Consider the following 16,338-nt stretch of genomic DNA (forward strand, 5'->3'; position numbering starts at 1 on the left):
TGGTCGGGTATGTGACCATGTGCCCCATTAAATTGCTTCGCAAGACGGTAAGGCACATGAGACTGACTTCAAAAGGACGTTACGCTGTAACCGCCATGCTCGACGTGGCGCTGCATGCAGAGCAGGGGCCCGTCCCCCTTGCCGATATTTCCGAGCGCCAGGGCATCTCGTTGTCCTATCTCGAGCAGCTCTTTGCCCGCCTGCGCAAACATGGTCTGGTGAGCAGTGTGCGTGGCCCCGGTGGTGGTTATCGCCTCGGGTTGGCCCCAGGCGAGATTTCGGTTGGCCAGGTGATCACCGCGGTTGATGAGTCGGTCGATGCCACCAAGTGTCTCGGTAAGGGCGGTTGCCACGGCGGTACCCAGTGCCTGACTCACTCCCTGTGGCGCGACCTGAGTGAGCGGATCTCCAGCTTCCTCGGGGATATCACCTTGGCCGAGCTGGTACGCCAGGCCGATGTGCGCCGGATTGCCGGCAAGCAAGATGAACAAATGAAGACCGTGTTGTCCCTGGTTGATCGGGCAGAACACGGCGATGTGAGCTTGAAAGTCCAACTATAAACGTGCTTTCCACAGCGGGACTCTGTATGACCCGGACTGTGACGGAGAAAAACATGAAACTGCCTATTTACCTTGATTATTCGGCAACCTGTCCGGTGGACCCGCGTGTCGCAGAAAAAATGATGCAGTGTCTCACCATGGATGGCCTGTTCGGCAATCCGGCTTCCCGTTCTCACCGCTTTGGCTGGCAAGCCGAGGAGGCGGTGGATCTGGCCCGTAATCAAGTGGCAGATCTGATCGGTGCCGATCCCCGCGAGATCGTCTTCACTTCCGGTGCGACCGAATCCAATAACCTGGCCATCAAGGGTGTTGCCCACTTCTATGCCAGCAAGGGCAAGCACATCATCACCTCCAAGACCGAACACAAGGCGGTGCTCGATACCTGTCGCCAGCTGGAGCGTGAAGGGTTCGAGGTGACCTATCTTGAGCCGATGCCAAACGGCCTGTTCACTATCGAGATGATCGAGAATGCCATGCGTGATGACACCATCCTGGTCAGCATCATGCATGTGAACAACGAAATCGGCGTGGTTCAGAACATTGCCGCCATCGGCGAGTTGTGCCGTTCCCGCAAGATCCTGCTGCACGTGGATGCCGTTCAGAGTGTGGGCAAGATCCCGGTAGATGTGGAAGCACTGAAAGTGGATCTGCTCTCCGTCTCTGCGCACAAGGTGTATGGTCCGAAAGGGATCGGTGCGCTGTTTGTTCGCCGCAAACCCCGCGTTCGTCTGGAAGCCCAGATGCACGGCGGTGGCCACGAGCGCGGCATGCGTTCCGGTACTCTGCCGACCCACCAGATCGTCGGGATGGGCGAAGCTTTCCGAATCGCCAAAGAAGAGATGGTGAGTGAAGGCGAGCGTATCTTGGCACTGCGCCAGCGTCTGTGGAATGGCATCAAGGATATTGAAGCCGTCTACATCAATGGCGATCTGGAGCAACGTGTTCCGGGCAACCTCAACGTCAGCTTTGCCTATGTGGAAGGGGAATCCCTCATCATGGCGCTGAAAGATTTGGCGGTCTCTTCCGGTTCGGCCTGTACCTCCGCCAGCTTGGAACCCTCCTATGTGCTGCGCGCACTGGGTCTGAACGACGAGCTGGCACACAGCTCCATCCGTTTCAGCATGGGTCGCTTCACCACCGAGGAAGAGATTGACTACGCGGTCAAGCTTATTCGTGACTCCATCGGTCGTCTGCGCGAGATGTCCCCACTGTGGGAGATGTACAAAGACGGCGTCGATCTGAACACGGTCGAATGGGCTCATCACTGATCCACCGGGTCGGTGAGCAACAGAATTAGCAGGAGTGAGATATGGCTTACAGTGAAAAAGTAATCGACCACTACGAGAATCCTCGCAACGTCGGTGGTTTCGACAAGAATGATCCCAGCGTTGCAACCGGCATGGTCGGTGCGCCCGCTTGTGGCGACGTGATGAAGCTGCAATTGAAGATCAGCGACGAAGGCATCATCGAAGATGCCAAGTTCAAGACCTACGGCTGCGGTTCTGCCATCGCCTCCAGCTCCCTGGTGACCGAATGGGTCAAGGGCAAGACCCTGGACGAAGCAGCTGGCATCAAGAACACCGATATCGCCGAAGAGCTGGCCCTGCCACCGGTGAAGATCCACTGCTCCATTCTGGCTGAGGACGCCATCAAGGCCGCCATCGCCGATTACAAGCAGAAGAAAGGTCTCTAAGCGCCGGAGAGCAGTATGGCTATTACCATGACAGATGCCGCCGCGGCACGGGTTTCCTCTTTTCTGGCTAACCGGGGCAAGGGCATTGGCCTGCGCCTCGGCGTCAAAACCACCGGCTGTTCCGGTCTGGCCTACGTGCTTGAGTTCGTTGATGAACTGACCGATGAGGATCAGGTGTTCGAGCAGCAAGGCGTCAAGATCATTGTTGATGCCAAGAGCCTGATCCATCTGGATGGCACCGAGCTGGATTTCGTCAAGGAGGGCCTCAACGAGGGCTTCCAGTTCAACAATCCCAACGCCAAAGGCGAGTGTGGTTGCGGCGAAAGCTTCAGTGTCTGAGTTGTTTGACGTCAATGATCCTTCGTCTGTGGTTGAGCGGGTTGTCCATGACCCATTCAACCACATCTCATTTGCCAGGGGCGAGTGAGGTTGTGGCGAACGTTTCCAAGAGGTTTGCATGAATCATTTCGAGCTGTTTGGGCTGGTTGAAGGCTTCGAGCTCGATACCCGTCAGTTGGCTGATACCTACCGCCAGCTGCAAACCCAATTCCATCCTGATCGTTTTGCCACCGCCCCCGAACGGGAGCAGCTGGCTGCGGTGCAACGTGCCGCCCAGATCAACGAAGCATTCACCACCCTTAAGGCGCCGCTGCGCCGTGCAGAATATCTGCTCTCCCTGCGTGGCACTGATATCCGTGGTGAACAGCAGACTCTGCAAGATACCGCGTTTCTGATGCAGCAGCTGGAGTGGCGCGAGCGTCTGGCCGATCTGAAAGATGACGCCGACCCTGAGCGCGCCATCAAGGATTTTCGCAGCGAGATCAGGCATGATCACCAGATGTTGATGCAGCAGCTGACCGAGTCTCTTGCCGCCGGCAGAGATCTCGTTGCCGCTGATTACGTTCGCAAACTCAAGTTTGTCGACAAGCTCCTCGAAGAGCTGGAACGATTCGAAGACTCGCTTCTCGAGTCTTGATCCTTTAACGCTGGAAGTTTCATTACCCATGGCATTACTGCAAATCGCCGAACCCGGCCAGAGCGCTGTTCCTCATCAGCACAAACGTGCCGTCGGCATCGATCTCGGCACCACCAACTCTCTCGTCGCTGCGGTTCGCAGTGGTCACGCCGATACCCTTTGCGATGAGCAAGGGCGCGACCTGCTTCCGTCAGTGGTGCACTATCAAAGCGACACCATTCGGGTCGGAATTGATGCCAAGCGCGAAGCGGCACTCGATCCTCACAACACCATCGTCTCGGTCAAACGGATGATGGGCAAGGCGCTGGCCGATATCGATACCCGCCAGCAGCCTTACCAGTTTGTTGCCGCCGACAATGGCATGCCGCAACTGCAAACCCGTCAGGGGCTGGTCAATCCGGTGCAGGTATCGGCCGAAATTCTCAAAAAGCTGGCCGAGCGTGGCGCCCAGACACTCGGGGGCGATCTCGATGGCGTGGTTATTACCGTGCCCGCCTATTTCGATGATGCCCAGCGTCAGGGGACCAAGGATGCGGCTCGTCTGGCCGGTCTGCACGTGCTGCGGCTGCTCAACGAGCCGACCGCGGCCGCGATTGCCTATGGCCTTGACTCCGGTCAGGAAGGGGTGATCGCGGTTTACGATCTGGGGGGCGGCACCTTCGATATCTCCATCCTGCGTCTGCATCGCGGTGTGTTTGAAGTGATGGCGACCGGCGGCGATTCCGCCCTCGGCGGTGATGATTTTGATCACCTGCTGGCGGACTGGATCAAGGAGCAAGCGGGCCTCTCCGGCGAGCTGGATGCCCATCTGCAGCGCGAGCTGCTGGATGTGGCCGCTGCCGTCAAACACGGCCTGACCGATGCCGAGCATGTGGCGTGCACCTTTGCTGGCTGGCAGGGTTCAGTGAGCCGTAGCCAGTTTGATGAGCTCATCACCCCGCTGGTGAAACGGACCTTGCTGGCTTGTCGCCGCGCCCTGCGCGATGCCGGTCTCGAGCAGGTGGAAGTGCTGGAAGTGGTGATGGTCGGTGGCTCCACCCGGGTGCCGCTGGTGCGTGAACTGGTGGGTGAGTTCTTCCAGCGTACGCCGCTGACCAGCATCGATCCGGACAAGGTGGTCGCCATTGGCGCCGCCATCCAGGCCGATATTCTGGTGGGCAACAAGCCCGATGCCGAGATGCTGCTGCTGGACGTTATCCCCTTGTCGCTGGGTCTGGAGACCATGGGGGGCCTCGCCGAGAAGGTGATCCCGCGTAATACTACCATCCCGGTTGCCCGCGCCCAGGAGTTCACCACCTTCAAGGATGGTCAGACCGCCATGGCCATTCACGTGGTACAGGGTGAACGCGAGTTGGTGGCCGATTGCCGCTCCCTGGCCCGCTTTACCCTGACCGGTATTCCGCCGATGGCAGCCGGCGCCGCCCATATTCGCGTCACCTTCCAGGTGGATGCGGATGGTCTGCTCTCGGTCAGCGCCATGGAGAAATCCTCCGGCGTGCAGGCCGAGATCCAGGTCAAGCCCTCTTACGGGCTGGCGGAGCAGGATATCCTCAACATGCTGAGTGCCTCCATTGAGAATGCCCAGCAGGATATGGATGCCCGCATGCTGGCCGAGCAGCAGGTTGAAGCCGACCGGGTGGTCGAGAGTCTCAATGCGGCGCTGGCCGCCGATGGCGATGCCCTGCTCAATACTGCCGAGCGTGCCGAGATTGATGCCGCCATCGCCCATCTGCTGACCATGCGCAACAGCGGCGCAACCCATCAAATCAAAGAAGCCATTGAGGTGGCAGATGCTGTCAGTGGCGAGTTTGCAGCCCGCCGGATGGACGCCTCCATCCGCAAGGTGCTGACCGGACAAAACGTCAACAAGGTGTAATATGCCAAAACTGATCATTCTTCCTCATCCCGTACTCTGTCCGGATGGCGCCGCCCTCGAGGGGCAAAGCGGCGAGACCATTCTGGATGTGGCGCTGCGCAACGGTATCGAAATCGAGCACGCCTGCGAGAAATCCTGTGCCTGCACTACCTGCCACTGCGTGGTGCGCGAGGGCTTTGACTCGCTCGAGCCAAGCGATGAGCTGGAAGACGACATGCTGGACAAGGCGTGGGGGCTGGAGCCGGAATCCCGTCTCAGTTGCCAAGCAAAATTGGCGGACGAGGATCTGGTGGTGGAACTGCCCAAGTACACCCTGAACCTTGCCTCTGAACGCCATTAATTACACATGAGTGAATTGCACGTGCAGCATCCTGTGGTGCTTCAGTGATATGGTGGAAGGCCGTGACCCTCGGGGGCACGGCCTTTTTTGTATTCGTTATTCTCTCTTTGCCAATAAGCTCTTTCCTATAAAGAGTGCTTATACATAGTGCCAGTAAAAAGGAAGCAAACACGATGGCTGACATGATGAAGGTAGCGTTATCCACCCAGGCTGCGGCTGCCTATTGGGGCGAGGGCGCCCAGCTCAGTTTCAATGGCGACGAGGCACTGATCCATCTTGGTGCCGCCGGTCAGGAGAAGGATGTTCTGCGCACCGTTCAGCGCGCCGCCCGTCGCCTCGAATCGAGCGGGATCAAGCGGCTGACGCTGGTCGGTGAAGGCTGGGATCTGGAGCGTCGCTACGCGTTCGCCCAGGGGTTCTACGCCGCCAAGGGAGCGCGTGAACTGGATTTTGGCCAGCAGAGCGACGCGGATGCCCGCGAACTGGATGCGCTGCTCAAGGCGGCTCGCTGGGTACGTGACATCACCAATGGCTGTCCGGAAGAGATCTACCCCATGAGTCTGGCGGAATCGGCCCTGTTGCTCATTCGTGGTCTGGCCGGGGATCAGGTTACTGCCCGCATCACCGCCGGTGAAGCGCTGCGCGAGTCCGGCCATATCGGGATCTGGTCGGTTGGCCGTGGCAGCGAGCGCGAGCCTGTGCTGCTGGAGCTCGACTACAACCCGACCGGTGATCGCAATGCACCCGTGGTGGCGGCGCTGGTGGGCAAGGGGATCACTTTTGATTCCGGTGGCTACTCCATGAAGTCCTCTGACAACATGCTGCCGATGAAGTCCGATATGGGCGGCGCGGCCATGGTGACCGGCGCGCTGGCGCTGGCTATCAGCCGCGGTCTGAACCAGCGGGTGAAGCTCATTCTCTGCTGCGCCGAGAACCTGATCTCCGGCCACGCCTTCAAGCTGGGCGACATCCTCACCTACAAGAACGGCATCTCGGTCGAGATCCAGAACACCGATGCGGAAGGGCGTCTGGTGCTGGCCGATGGCCTGATGGCGGCCTCCGACAGCGGTGCGGCTTATATCCTTGACGCAGCCACCCTGACTGGCGCCGCCAAGATGGCGCTGGGGCGCGACTACAATGCGGTGTTTGCCCTCGATGAGACCGAACAGCAGCGCGCGCTGGCCGCCGCCAAGGTGGAAAACGAACAGGCGTGGGCGTTGCCGCTGGAGCCCTGGCATGCCAGCCAGCTCACCTCGGCTTTTGCAGATCTGGGCAACGTTGCCTCAGCCGAAGGCACGGCCGGTGCCACTACGGCTGCTGCGTTCCTTTCCCGCTTCGTACGCGATGAGGGCAAAGGCTGGGTGCACCTGGATCTGGCGGCCTCCTATCAGAAATCGGGCAACGATCTCTGGGCAACTGGCGCCAAGGGCCACGGTCTGCGCACCATCGCACGCTGGCTGCAGGAGGTGACCGCATGAATGTCTGGTTAAGTCGTGAATTTGCACCGGCCGAGTGGGGGGAGGGGGCGCTGCTCTCTCACCGTGCCGACGGCATGGTGATCCATCTGGTGACGGCCAATCCGCTGCTCGATATCCAGCAGGCGGCCCGTCGCCTCTGCCAGCAGGGGATCCAGAAAGTGACCCTGGCTGGTCATTGGGAGCGTGAACAGCAGTGGGCTTTTGCCCAAGGGCTGCAAACCCCCAAGGCGGAGGTGCAACTGCAGTGGGCCATGTCCTCGGAAGAGGACAGAGAGGAGCTGGAAGCGCGTTGGCTCTGTGGCCGCTGGGTGCGCGAGATGACCAATGCTACCCCGGAGCAGTTGGGCCCGCTGGAGCTGGCGGTGGAAGCGGCCTCCTTTATTACCGAGCTGGCACCGGACAAGGTGAGTCATCGCATTTTGAAAGGCGAAGCGCTGCAACAGGCGGGCTGGGTCGGCCTCTATCAGGTAGGCCGCGGCAGCGAGCGCGAACCGGTACTGCTGGAGCTCGACTTCAACCCGGGGCGTGACCCCAAGGCGCCGGTAGCGGCAGCGCTGGTGGGCAAAGGGATCACCTTTGACTCCGGCGGCTACTCCATGAAGAGCTCCGAGGGGATGCTCACCATGAAGTGCGACATGGGGGGCGCGGCGATTGTCACCGGTGCGCTGGCGCTTGCCATGCTGCGCGGGCTCGACAAGCGGGTGAAGCTGATCCTCTGCTGCGCCGAGAACCTGGTCTCCGGCCACGCCTACAAGCTGGGCGACATCCTCACTTACAAGAACGGCACCACGGTCGAGATTGTGAATACCGACGCCGAGGGGCGGCTGGTACTGGCCGACGGTTTGCAACTGGCGAGCGAGTCCGGCGCACCGCTGATCATCGATGCCGCAACTCTGACTGGGGCTGCCGTGATGGCGCTGGGTGGGCGCTACAATGCCCTGTTTGGCCTCGATAAAGGACTGGTAAGCCGGGCCATGACCTATGCCGACGCCGAGCATGAGCCTGCCTGGCCGCTGCCGCTGGAGCCCTGGCACCGCCAGCAGTGTCCCTCCCATTACGCCGACACGGCCAACAGCCGTCCGGTGAAGGGGGGCGGGCCGGGTGGCGCCTCCAACGCGGCGGGTTTTCTCTCCCGTTTCGTTGCCAACGAAGGGATGGGGTGGCTGCATATCGATCTGGCAGCTTGCTTCAGTGACAATGGCGATGCCCTCTGGGCGCCGGGGGCCAATACCCTGGGGATGCGCACCATAGCGCGGGCCTTGCTGGCGGAAGCCAAATAGGCGAGACAAGGCACCTTCGGGTGCCTTTTTCATGCTGTTCGAATTGTGAACAAAAGATGGGGTTTTGGCGGCTTAAGGTAACTATCGTGCGCAAGCGCACATATTTTCCGGCTCTGCTCGGTCAAGATGAGTGTGGATGTTGATTGCAAGGGAGTGATGTTTAATAAAAAGTTGCTTGTTTGTGTGTTTTTCCGGTTTTTGTTTACGTATAATCGCCAGCGAACATGGATTCTAACAATAAAACTCTGTAGTTAAGGAAAGATATCAATGGCCATCGAACGTACCTTCTCTATCGTTAAACCGGATGCTGTCAGCAAGAACCTGATCGGTGCCATCTATAGCCGTTTCGAAAGCGCAGGCTTGAAAGTGGTGGCATCCAAAATGCTGCACATGAGCAGTGAACAGGCTGCCGGTTTCTATGCCGAGCATCAGGGCAAGCCTTTTTATGACAATCTGGTCAGCTTCATGACCTCTGGCCCTGTCATGGTGCAGGTGCTGGAAGGGGAAGACGCCATCCGTCGCAATCGCGAGATCATGGGGGCTACCAACCCGAAAGAGGCGCTGGCTGGTACCTTGCGTGCCTGTTATGCCGAGAGCATCGATCGCAACGCAGTGCATGGCTCCGATGCACCGGCATCCGCTGCCCGCGAAATTGCCTACTTCTTCTCTGACAACGAGATCTGCCCGCGCGGCTGATTTTTGTGGATGATGACCCAAGGGAGCCTCGGCTCCCTTTGTTGTTTTCGCCGTTTACGCAATATCCCTCTATTCTCCAGGTGGAAAGCCAGACCCATTATTTGTACAATGCCGCCCCCTGACGTCGTCAGCCAATAATTGATGAAGTGTTTGAACTGAGGCCATTGATGAGCGAAACAAAAATCAACCTGCTGGATCTTGATCGGGATGCCATGCGTGCCTTTTTCGTCGAACTGGGCGAGAAGCCATTCCGGGCAGATCAGGTCATGAAGTGGATTTATCACTTTGGGTGTGATGATTTCGATCAGATGACCAACGTTAACAAGGTGCTCAAAGAGCGCCTCAAGGCGATCGCCGAGATCAAGGCGCCCGAGATCAGTCGCGAGCAGCGCTCTGCCGATGGCACCATCAAGTGGGCTCTGCAGGTGGGCGATCAGGAGGTAGAGACCGTCTACATCCCGGAAGATGACCGCGCGACCCTCTGCGTCTCCTCTCAAGTTGGCTGTGCGCTGGAGTGCAAGTTCTGCTCCACGGCTCAACAAGGCTTCAACCGCAATCTGAAAGTCTCCGAGATCATCGGTCAGGTGTGGCGTGCTGCCCGTGTGGTCGGTGGCAAGCGTCCCATCACCAACGTGGTGATGATGGGGATGGGCGAGCCGCTGCTCAACCTCGCCAACGTGGTGCCCGCCATGCGTCTGATGATGGATGACTACGGCTTTGGCATCTCCAAGCGCCGGGTGACCATCTCCACCTCTGGCGTGGTACCTGCGCTGGACAAGCTGGGCGACCAGATCGACGTGGCGCTGGCTATCTCCCTGCACGCCCCGAACGACAAGCTGCGTTCAGAGATCATGCCGATCAACGACAAATACAACATCGAGGAGTTCCTCGCCGGTGTCCGTCGTTACCTGGCCAAATCCAATGCCAACGGTGGCCGGGTGACCGTCGAATATGTGCTGCTCGATCATATCAATGACGATATGCAGCATGCGCACGAGCTGGCCAAGGTGCTCAAGGACACGCCGAGCAAGATCAACCTGATCCCGTTCAACCCCTTCCCGGGCAACCCTTACGGCAAGCCGAGCAACAGCCGTATCGATCGCTTCTCCAAGGTGCTGATGGAGTACGGTTTCACCGTGATTGTCCGCAAGACCCGTGGTGATGACATTGATGCCGCCTGTGGTCAGCTGGTGGGTGATGTGATTGACCGTACCAAGCGAACTATCAAAAATCGGATGCAACAGGATGGGATTTCCGTCAAAATGGTTTAAATGCTAAGCCATTGTATAGACAGGGAATGGATACACGTACATTGATCGTAGTGGCAGCGCTCTGCGCGCTGCCAGGCTGTGTGACCGAGACCACTTACGCTGGCCAGAACTCGACCCAGCGTGAAGTGGGTCCTGACCTCAAGGCGGCTGCCCAAACCCGCCTCGACCTGGGTATCCAGTACCTGCGTCAGGGCAACGCCGAGCAGGCCAAGTTCAATCTTGACCGCGCACTCCAGTATGACCCCTCCAACCCCCAGATCCAGATCGGTTTTGCCTACTTTTACCAGAAGGTAGGGGATTTCAAGGCAGCCGAGACCAATTACAAGAACGCCCTTGCCATGGATCCGTCCAATGCTGACGCAATGAACAACTATGGTGCCTTCCTCTGTGATCGCGGCAGGTATGCCGAGGCAGATCAGGCGTTCAACCAGGCGGTTATTCAGCCAGGCTACGTAAAAATTGCCGATACCTATGAAAATGCGGCACTTTGTGCGCTGCAAAATCGCAGAAATGATAAAGCAGGCGAGTACTATCGCCTGGCCTTGGGGTATAATCCCCGCAATCCAGGGTTATTGCTGGACTTGGCCGAGCTTTCCATGAAAGATGGCAAGCTGCCTGATGTGCAGTCCTACCTCGCCCGTTTTGCCGATGTGTCAGACGAGAACGAGGAGAGTCTCTGGTTGAGACTGCGACTGGCACAGGCGATGGACAAGCCGGCATTACTTCACCAATTCGGGACTGAGCTGGTAAGGCAATATCCCACTTCGCAACAAGCCAAGCGTTATTTAGCCAATGACTATTGAACAGCAACACGATTTCCAAGACGACTCCCAGGCAGTAGGCCCAGGCCAATTGCTGCGCAACGCCCGTGAACAGCTAGGCTGGACACGAGAACAGGTTGCGTCCCGCATTCACCTTCGTCTGACCCTGATCGCCGCTATCGAATCGGATACCTACGACAAGCACACGTCCCATACCTTTATTCGGGGCTATTTGCGTACCTATGCCAAGCTGGTCGGGATCCCCGATGAGACCATTCTGGCTGCTTACGACAAGCTGGGTCTGACTCCTCCCGACAATATCGACATGCAGAGCTTCTCCCGTCGCTCCCGCCAGCAAGCCAACGACAGTCGGCTCAAGGTGGTGACCTGGCTGGTGATCCTGGTGTTGATTGCGCTCTCGGTCGCCTGGTGGTGGCAGAGTACTTCACGCCGCTCCGCCGGTGATGAAGCGCTGGCAGCCACCGAGATGAGTGCAACCAGTTCGACCCCGGCTGAACCTGCTATCACGTCGCCCGATGCGATCAACACAGCTCCGGTGGAAGGCGCTGCCATTGCACCGGCCGCCACGGACGTGGCTGTCCCTGCGGTGGTCTCCGATGCGACTGCTACCCTGGCGCCTGCTTCTGCGGCTGTTGCCCCGACCGATGTCAGCGCGGCTGTCGGCACTGCGACCGATGCTGCGGTATCCGGCGCCAATGGCACCGAATCTGAAGAGGCTGTCGTTGATCCGGCGACTGCGCCGCAACTGAAGATGAGCTTCACCGCCGATTGCTGGCTGGATGTGAAGGATGCCAACGGCAAGACCCTGTTCAGTGGTCTGAAGAAGGCCAACGACGAGCTGGTGCTGGAAGGCGCCGAGCCCCTGAAGTTCATCATTGGCGCGCCCATGGCCGTCAAGCTTGACTACAAGGGGCAGTCGTTTGATATGAGCCGTTACAACAACGGTCGTACAGCTCGCTTCTCGCTGCCTCAGGAGTAATCTGTTTCCCATGTCTTCTCACGAATCACCCATCATTCGTCGTAAATCCAGACAGATCATGGTTGGTAATGTACCGGTTGGGGGCGATGCCCCCATTACCGTGCAGACCATGACCAACACCAAGACCACAGATGTCGCCGCCACCATCGAGCAGATCCAGCGGATCGAGCGGGTCGGTGCCGATATCGTCCGTGTCTCCGTGCCCACCATGGAAGCGGCGGAAGCCTTCCGGCTGATCAAACAGCAGACCCGCATTCCCATCGTCGCCGATATCCACTTCGACTATCGCATCGCCCTGAAAGTGGCCGAGTACGGTGCCGACTGCCTGCGTATCAACCCGGGCAACATCGGCAACGAGCAGCGGGTGCGCTCGGTGGTCGATTGCGCGCGCGACCTCAATATCCCGATCCGTATCGGGGTCAATGGCGGGTCGCTGGAGAAAGATATCCAGGAGAAGTACGGCGAGCCGACCCCCGAAGCGCTGGTAGAGTCCGCCATGCGTCACGTGGACTATCTCGATCGCCTCGATTTCCAGGATTTCAAGGTGAGCGTCAAGGCCTCCGATGTGTTCCTGGCGGTCGGTGCCTATCGCCTGCTGGCCAAACAGATTGAGCAGCCGCTCCATCTGGGCATCACCGAAGCGGGCGGTTTCCGTGCCGGCGCGGTGAAGTCTGCCATTGGTCTGGGCATGCTGCTCACCGACGGCATCGGCGATACCCTGCGTATCTCGCTGGCGGCGGATCCGGTGGAGGAGGTAAAGGTCGGTTTCGATATCCTCAAATCCCTGCGCATTCGCTCCCGTGGCATCAACTTTATCGCTTGCCCATCCTGCTCACGGCAGGAGTTCGATGTGATCGCTACCGTCAATGCGCTGGAAGAGCGGCTCGAAGACATCATCACCCCGATGGATGTTTCCATCATCGGCTGTGTGGTGAATGGCCCGGGCGAAGCGCTGGTCTCCGACCTTGGCCTGGCGGGTGCCGCCAACAAGAGTGCCTTCTATGAAGGGGGCCAGCGGGTCGATCGGCTCGACAACAAGGATCTCATTCCAACTCTGGAGCGCCGCATTCGCGCCCGCGCCGCCATGCTGGATCCCGCCAACCGGATCCCGATGGACAAGGAGTGAGCGAAACAGGGCCACATTGGGTGGCCCTTTTTCCAGGTGACTGATTTTAAATCCCGCATCCGGATTCCCTGATTTTACCTTGGGGGGGAAAATCCCTATAATGCGGCCAAATTTTACCTCTTTTTCTCGAGTATCAACGTGGCAAAACAGATCCAAGCTATTCGCGGTATGAATGATTGCCTGCCGGAGCAGAGCCCGGTATGGCAGAAGGTTGAACAGATCCTGCGCCAGGTCGTTGCAAGCTATGGCTACAGCGAAGTGCGCATGCCGATTGTCGAGCAGACTCATCTGTTCAAGCGCGCCATCGGTGAAGTGACCGACGTGGTCGAAAAAGAGATGTACACCTTTGAAGACCGTAACGGCGACAGCCTGAGCCTGCGTCCGGAAGGGACCGCCAGCTGCGTCCGTGCCGGTATCGAACACGGTCTGCTCTACAACCAGGAACGCCGGATGTGGTACATGGGCCCCATGTTCCGTCACGAGCGTCCCCAGAAGGGCCGTTATCGCCAGTTCCACCAATTCGGTGTCGAGTTGTTTGGCATCAACGGGCCGGACATCGACGCTGAGCTGATCATGCTGACCCACCGTCTGTGGCGTCTGTTTGGCATCAGCGAGCATGTCACCCTGCAGCTCAACACCCTGGGTCAGAGCGCCGAGCGTGCCGCTTACCGCGATGCGCTGGTGGCCTATCTGGAGCAGTACAAGGAGCAACTGGACGAAGAGAGCCAGCGCCGCATGTACAGCAACCCGCTGCGGGTGCTTGACTCCAAGGATGAAAAGGTGCAGGCCATTTTGGCGGGTGCCCCGCGTCTGTTCGACCATCTGGGCGAAGAGAGCCTGGCCCACTTCGAGGGGCTCAAGCGCCTGCTCGAGTCTGCCGGTATCAAATACGAAGTGAACGAGCGTCTGGTGCGTGGTCTTGACTACTACAACCTGACCGTGTTCGAGTGGGTCACCAGCAGTCTGGGTGCCCAAGGCACCGTCTGTGCCGGTGGCCGCTACGATGGTCTGGTAGAGCAGCTGGGCGGTCAACCGACCCCGGCCGTGGGCTTTGCCATGGGCATGGAGCGTCTGGTGCTGATGCTGGAGACTCTTGAGCTCAACGCCGATATCCGCCCGGCAGTGGATGTCTATCTGGCGATGGTGGGCGAGGGGACCGAACAGGCTGGCTTCCAGCTGGCCGAGCGTCTGCGCGATGCCCTGCCGGACCTGCGCCTCATGAGCCACTGCGGTGGTGGCAACTTCAAGAAACAACTCAAACGTGCCGACAAGAGCGGCGCGGCAATCGCCCTGATCCTTGGTGAGACCGAGGTGCAAAACGGGGAGATCACTATCAAATATCTGCGTGGTCAGGCCGAGCAACAGACCGTCAAGGTTGACGCCGCCATTGCCCTGCTGGCAGCCAAAGGAGAGTAAGCTGTGGAAGTCTATACCACCGAAGAACAACAGGTTGAGGTTATCAAGGAGTGGTGGAAAGAGAACGGAACCTCGGTGATTGCCGGGACCGTGATCGGTCTGGTCGGTCTGTTCGGCTGGCGCTATTACAACCAGCACCAGCAAGAGACCATGGAGGCCTCCTCCCACTCTTACAACCAGGTGATTGAGCAGCTTGCCAAGGGCGATGCCGCCGGTTTCGAGCAGGCACAGCAGTTTGTTACCGCCAACAAGGGTGACTCCTACGGTGAACTGGCCGCTTTGCAACTGGCTGCCGCTGCCGTCAAGGCGGGCAAGCTGGATCTGGCTGCCGAGCAGCTGGAGCTGGTGGCGACCACGGGTGACGAGAGCATTCGTCCCATCGCGGCGCTGCGTCTGGCCCGTGTGCTGAATGATCAGGGCAAGGCAGATGAAGCGCTGGCCAAGCTGGCGACCATCCAGAATGACGCCTTCAAGGCGCAGGTAGCCGAAGCCCGTGGCGATGTGCTGCAAAAGCAGGGCAAGACCGAAGAGGCTCGTGATGCCTATCAGGCGGCGGCGGATGCCGGCGGCCTGCAGGGTAGCGCCGAGCTCAAGCTGAAAATGGACGATCTGGCCCTGCCGGCCGTTGCGACTGGTGAGGCACCGGATGCGTAATCTATTCAAGATGGTGGCGCTGGGGGCTGCGGTCTCCTTCGCTCTGCAGGGTTGCTCCCTGTTCAGTTCCGAAGAGGATCTCAACCCGATGGCGCCGCTGCCCAAGGTTGAATCTGCCTTCACTGCCGACACCGCATGGTCATCTACTGTGGGTGATGGCATCGGTGACTTCTACTCCCAGCTCAAGCCGGTGGTGGAAGAGGATCGCATCTACGCGGCGGCCCGCGACGGCGATGTCAGCGCTTTTGACCGTGCCAGTGGCGATCGCCTCTGGACCGTCGATCTGGCCGACCTGCCGGTCAACGCCGACAAGCGCAGCGCCCGCCTCTCCGGTGGTCTGGTCTCCCGTTACGGCAAGCTCTTCCTCGGCTCCGAGAACGGGGTGGTCTACGCCCTGAACGAAGAGAACGGTGAAGTGCTCTGGCAGACCAATGTGCCCGGCGAAGTGGTGGCAAGCCCTGCGGTGGAAGATGGCCGCGTGGTGGTGTTGACCACCTCCGGTCGCCTGATCGCCCTCGACACTGATGAAGGCAAGATGCAGTGGTCGCTCTCCGAAGAGCAGCCGCCGCTGACCCTGCGCAGTGCCGGTGCACCGGTGATCACCAACGGCGCCGTGATTTACGGTCGTGCCGATGGCAAGGTGGGCATCGCCCTGCTGAGCAATGGCCAGCCTGTGCGCCAGTCCAAGGTGGCTGATCCGCGCGGTGCCACCGAGCTGGACCGCATGGTTGACGTCGATGCCAGCCCGCTGATTGCCGGTGATGAGCTCTATGCCATCGCCTACAACGGTCAGTTGATGGCGCGCAAACTGATGACCGGCGATGAAGTGTGGAAGCGTAAGTATTCCGGCTATCGCGATCTGGCGATGACCGGTAATGCCATCGTGCTGACCGATAGCCGCAGCCATCTGTTTGCCATCGACCGTCGCAACGGTCTGGAGCTGTGGTCCAACACCCAGCTGGAAAATCGTACCGTCACTGCACCTGTCATCTTCGGTGACTATGTGGTGGTGGGTGATGTGGAAGGATACCTGTATTGGCTTGATCGTACCGACGGTACCATCAAGGCGATGCAGCAGCTCGATAGCAGTGGTCTCTATGCCGCCCCGCTGGTGGATGGCGAGACCCTGTATGTGCAGAGCCGTGACGGCAAGTTGTACGCCCTCAAGCGTCCTTGATCGTCCGATAATGTGAATATCCGGCTCCTGGTCT

Annotated in this window: 17 protein-coding genes; all 17 read left to right on the forward strand. The window is 59.2% G+C overall.

What is annotated here, in order from left to right; all coding sequences use genetic code 11:
• Positions 1-56: 56 nt before the first annotated feature.
• The 17 genes from iscR to bamB all read left to right on the forward strand — a co-directional run bounded on the left by iscR (position 57) and on the right by bamB (position 16,304).
• Positions 57-560: a Fe-S cluster assembly transcriptional regulator IscR gene (gene iscR / locus ACTG1P_RS21925; RefSeq protein WP_026035025.1), complete on the forward strand. Its 504-nt coding sequence runs from the start codon at positions 57-59 to the stop codon at positions 558-560.
• 53 nt (positions 561-613) lie between these two features.
• Positions 614-1,828: an IscS subfamily cysteine desulfurase gene (locus tag ACTG1P_RS21930; RefSeq protein ID WP_013723838.1), complete on the forward strand. Its 1,215-nt coding sequence runs from the start codon at positions 614-616 to the stop codon at positions 1,826-1,828.
• Positions 1,829-1,869: 41 nt separating this feature from the next.
• Positions 1,870-2,253, forward strand: coding sequence for a Fe-S cluster assembly scaffold IscU (gene iscU / locus ACTG1P_RS21935; RefSeq protein ID WP_005333813.1), 384 nt, complete (start codon positions 1,870-1,872; stop codon positions 2,251-2,253).
• A gap of 15 nt (positions 2,254-2,268) precedes the next feature.
• Positions 2,269-2,592, forward strand: a complete 324-nt coding sequence (gene iscA / locus ACTG1P_RS21940; protein WP_005333812.1) for an iron-sulfur cluster assembly protein IscA — start codon at positions 2,269-2,271, stop codon at positions 2,590-2,592.
• 118 nt (positions 2,593-2,710) lie between these two features.
• The gene (hscB, locus tag ACTG1P_RS21945; protein WP_440002258.1) at positions 2,711-3,229 is read left to right on the forward strand and encodes a co-chaperone HscB; all 519 of its coding nucleotides are present in this window, start codon (positions 2,711-2,713) and stop codon (positions 3,227-3,229) included.
• Positions 3,230-3,257: 28 nt separating this feature from the next.
• Positions 3,258-5,105 (forward strand): Fe-S protein assembly chaperone HscA, encoded by a 1,848-nt coding sequence (gene hscA / locus ACTG1P_RS21950; protein ID WP_440002259.1) that lies wholly within the window; start codon positions 3,258-3,260, stop codon positions 5,103-5,105.
• Between the two features lies 1 nt (position 5,106).
• Positions 5,107-5,445 carry an ISC system 2Fe-2S type ferredoxin gene (gene fdx / locus ACTG1P_RS21955; RefSeq protein ID WP_005333808.1) on the forward strand — a complete coding sequence of 113 codons (339 nt, stop codon included), beginning with the start codon at positions 5,107-5,109 and terminating at the stop codon, positions 5,443-5,445.
• 173 nt (positions 5,446-5,618) lie between these two features.
• Positions 5,619-6,923, forward strand: a complete 1,305-nt coding sequence (pepB, locus tag ACTG1P_RS21960; protein WP_440000149.1) for an aminopeptidase PepB — start codon at positions 5,619-5,621, stop codon at positions 6,921-6,923.
• Positions 6,920-8,203: an aminopeptidase PepB gene (gene pepB, locus ACTG1P_RS21965; RefSeq protein WP_005344853.1), complete on the forward strand. Its 1,284-nt coding sequence runs from the start codon at positions 6,920-6,922 to the stop codon at positions 8,201-8,203. The genes pepB (ACTG1P_RS21960) and pepB (ACTG1P_RS21965) overlap by 4 nt, the downstream gene beginning before the upstream one ends.
• Positions 8,204-8,470: 267 nt before the next feature.
• Positions 8,471-8,899: a nucleoside-diphosphate kinase gene (gene ndk, locus ACTG1P_RS21970; RefSeq protein ID WP_005333805.1), complete on the forward strand. Its 429-nt coding sequence runs from the start codon at positions 8,471-8,473 to the stop codon at positions 8,897-8,899.
• 167 nt (positions 8,900-9,066) lie between these two features.
• The gene (locus ACTG1P_RS21975) at positions 9,067-10,170 is read left to right on the forward strand and encodes a bifunctional tRNA (adenosine(37)-C2)-methyltransferase TrmG/ribosomal RNA large subunit methyltransferase RlmN (RefSeq protein WP_005344856.1); all 1,104 of its coding nucleotides are present in this window, start codon (positions 9,067-9,069) and stop codon (positions 10,168-10,170) included.
• 11 nt (positions 10,171-10,181) lie between these two features.
• On the forward strand, positions 10,182-10,973 hold the full coding sequence (tapF, locus tag ACTG1P_RS21980) for a PilW family type IVa pilus biogenesis/stability lipoprotein TapF (RefSeq protein ID WP_440000150.1): 792 nt from the start codon (positions 10,182-10,184) through the stop codon (positions 10,971-10,973).
• Positions 10,963-11,931, forward strand: a complete 969-nt coding sequence (rodZ, locus tag ACTG1P_RS21985) for a cytoskeleton protein RodZ (RefSeq protein WP_440000151.1) — start codon at positions 10,963-10,965, stop codon at positions 11,929-11,931. The genes tapF and rodZ overlap by 11 nt, the downstream gene beginning before the upstream one ends.
• 10 nt (positions 11,932-11,941) lie before the next feature.
• A complete protein-coding gene (gene ispG / locus ACTG1P_RS21990; protein ID WP_005333801.1) occupies positions 11,942-13,057 on the forward strand; it encodes a flavodoxin-dependent (E)-4-hydroxy-3-methylbut-2-enyl-diphosphate synthase in 1,116 nt (371 codons plus the stop codon).
• 138 nt (positions 13,058-13,195) lie between these two features.
• Positions 13,196-14,473 carry a histidine--tRNA ligase gene (gene hisS / locus ACTG1P_RS21995; RefSeq protein WP_005351051.1) on the forward strand — a complete coding sequence of 426 codons (1,278 nt, stop codon included), beginning with the start codon at positions 13,196-13,198 and terminating at the stop codon, positions 14,471-14,473.
• 3 nt (positions 14,474-14,476) lie between these two features.
• Positions 14,477-15,127, forward strand: coding sequence for a YfgM family protein (locus ACTG1P_RS22000; protein ID WP_236341807.1), 651 nt, complete (start codon positions 14,477-14,479; stop codon positions 15,125-15,127).
• Entirely contained in the window at positions 15,120-16,304 is a 1,185-nt protein-coding gene (gene bamB, locus ACTG1P_RS22005; protein WP_005333796.1) for an outer membrane protein assembly factor BamB, read from the forward strand. The genes ACTG1P_RS22000 and bamB overlap by 8 nt, the downstream gene beginning before the upstream one ends.
• Positions 16,305-16,338 lie beyond the last annotated feature (34 nt).

Source organism: Aeromonas sp. 11P, assembly GCF_051920165.1.
GTDB lineage: Bacteria > Pseudomonadota > Gammaproteobacteria > Enterobacterales > Aeromonadaceae > Aeromonas > Aeromonas veronii.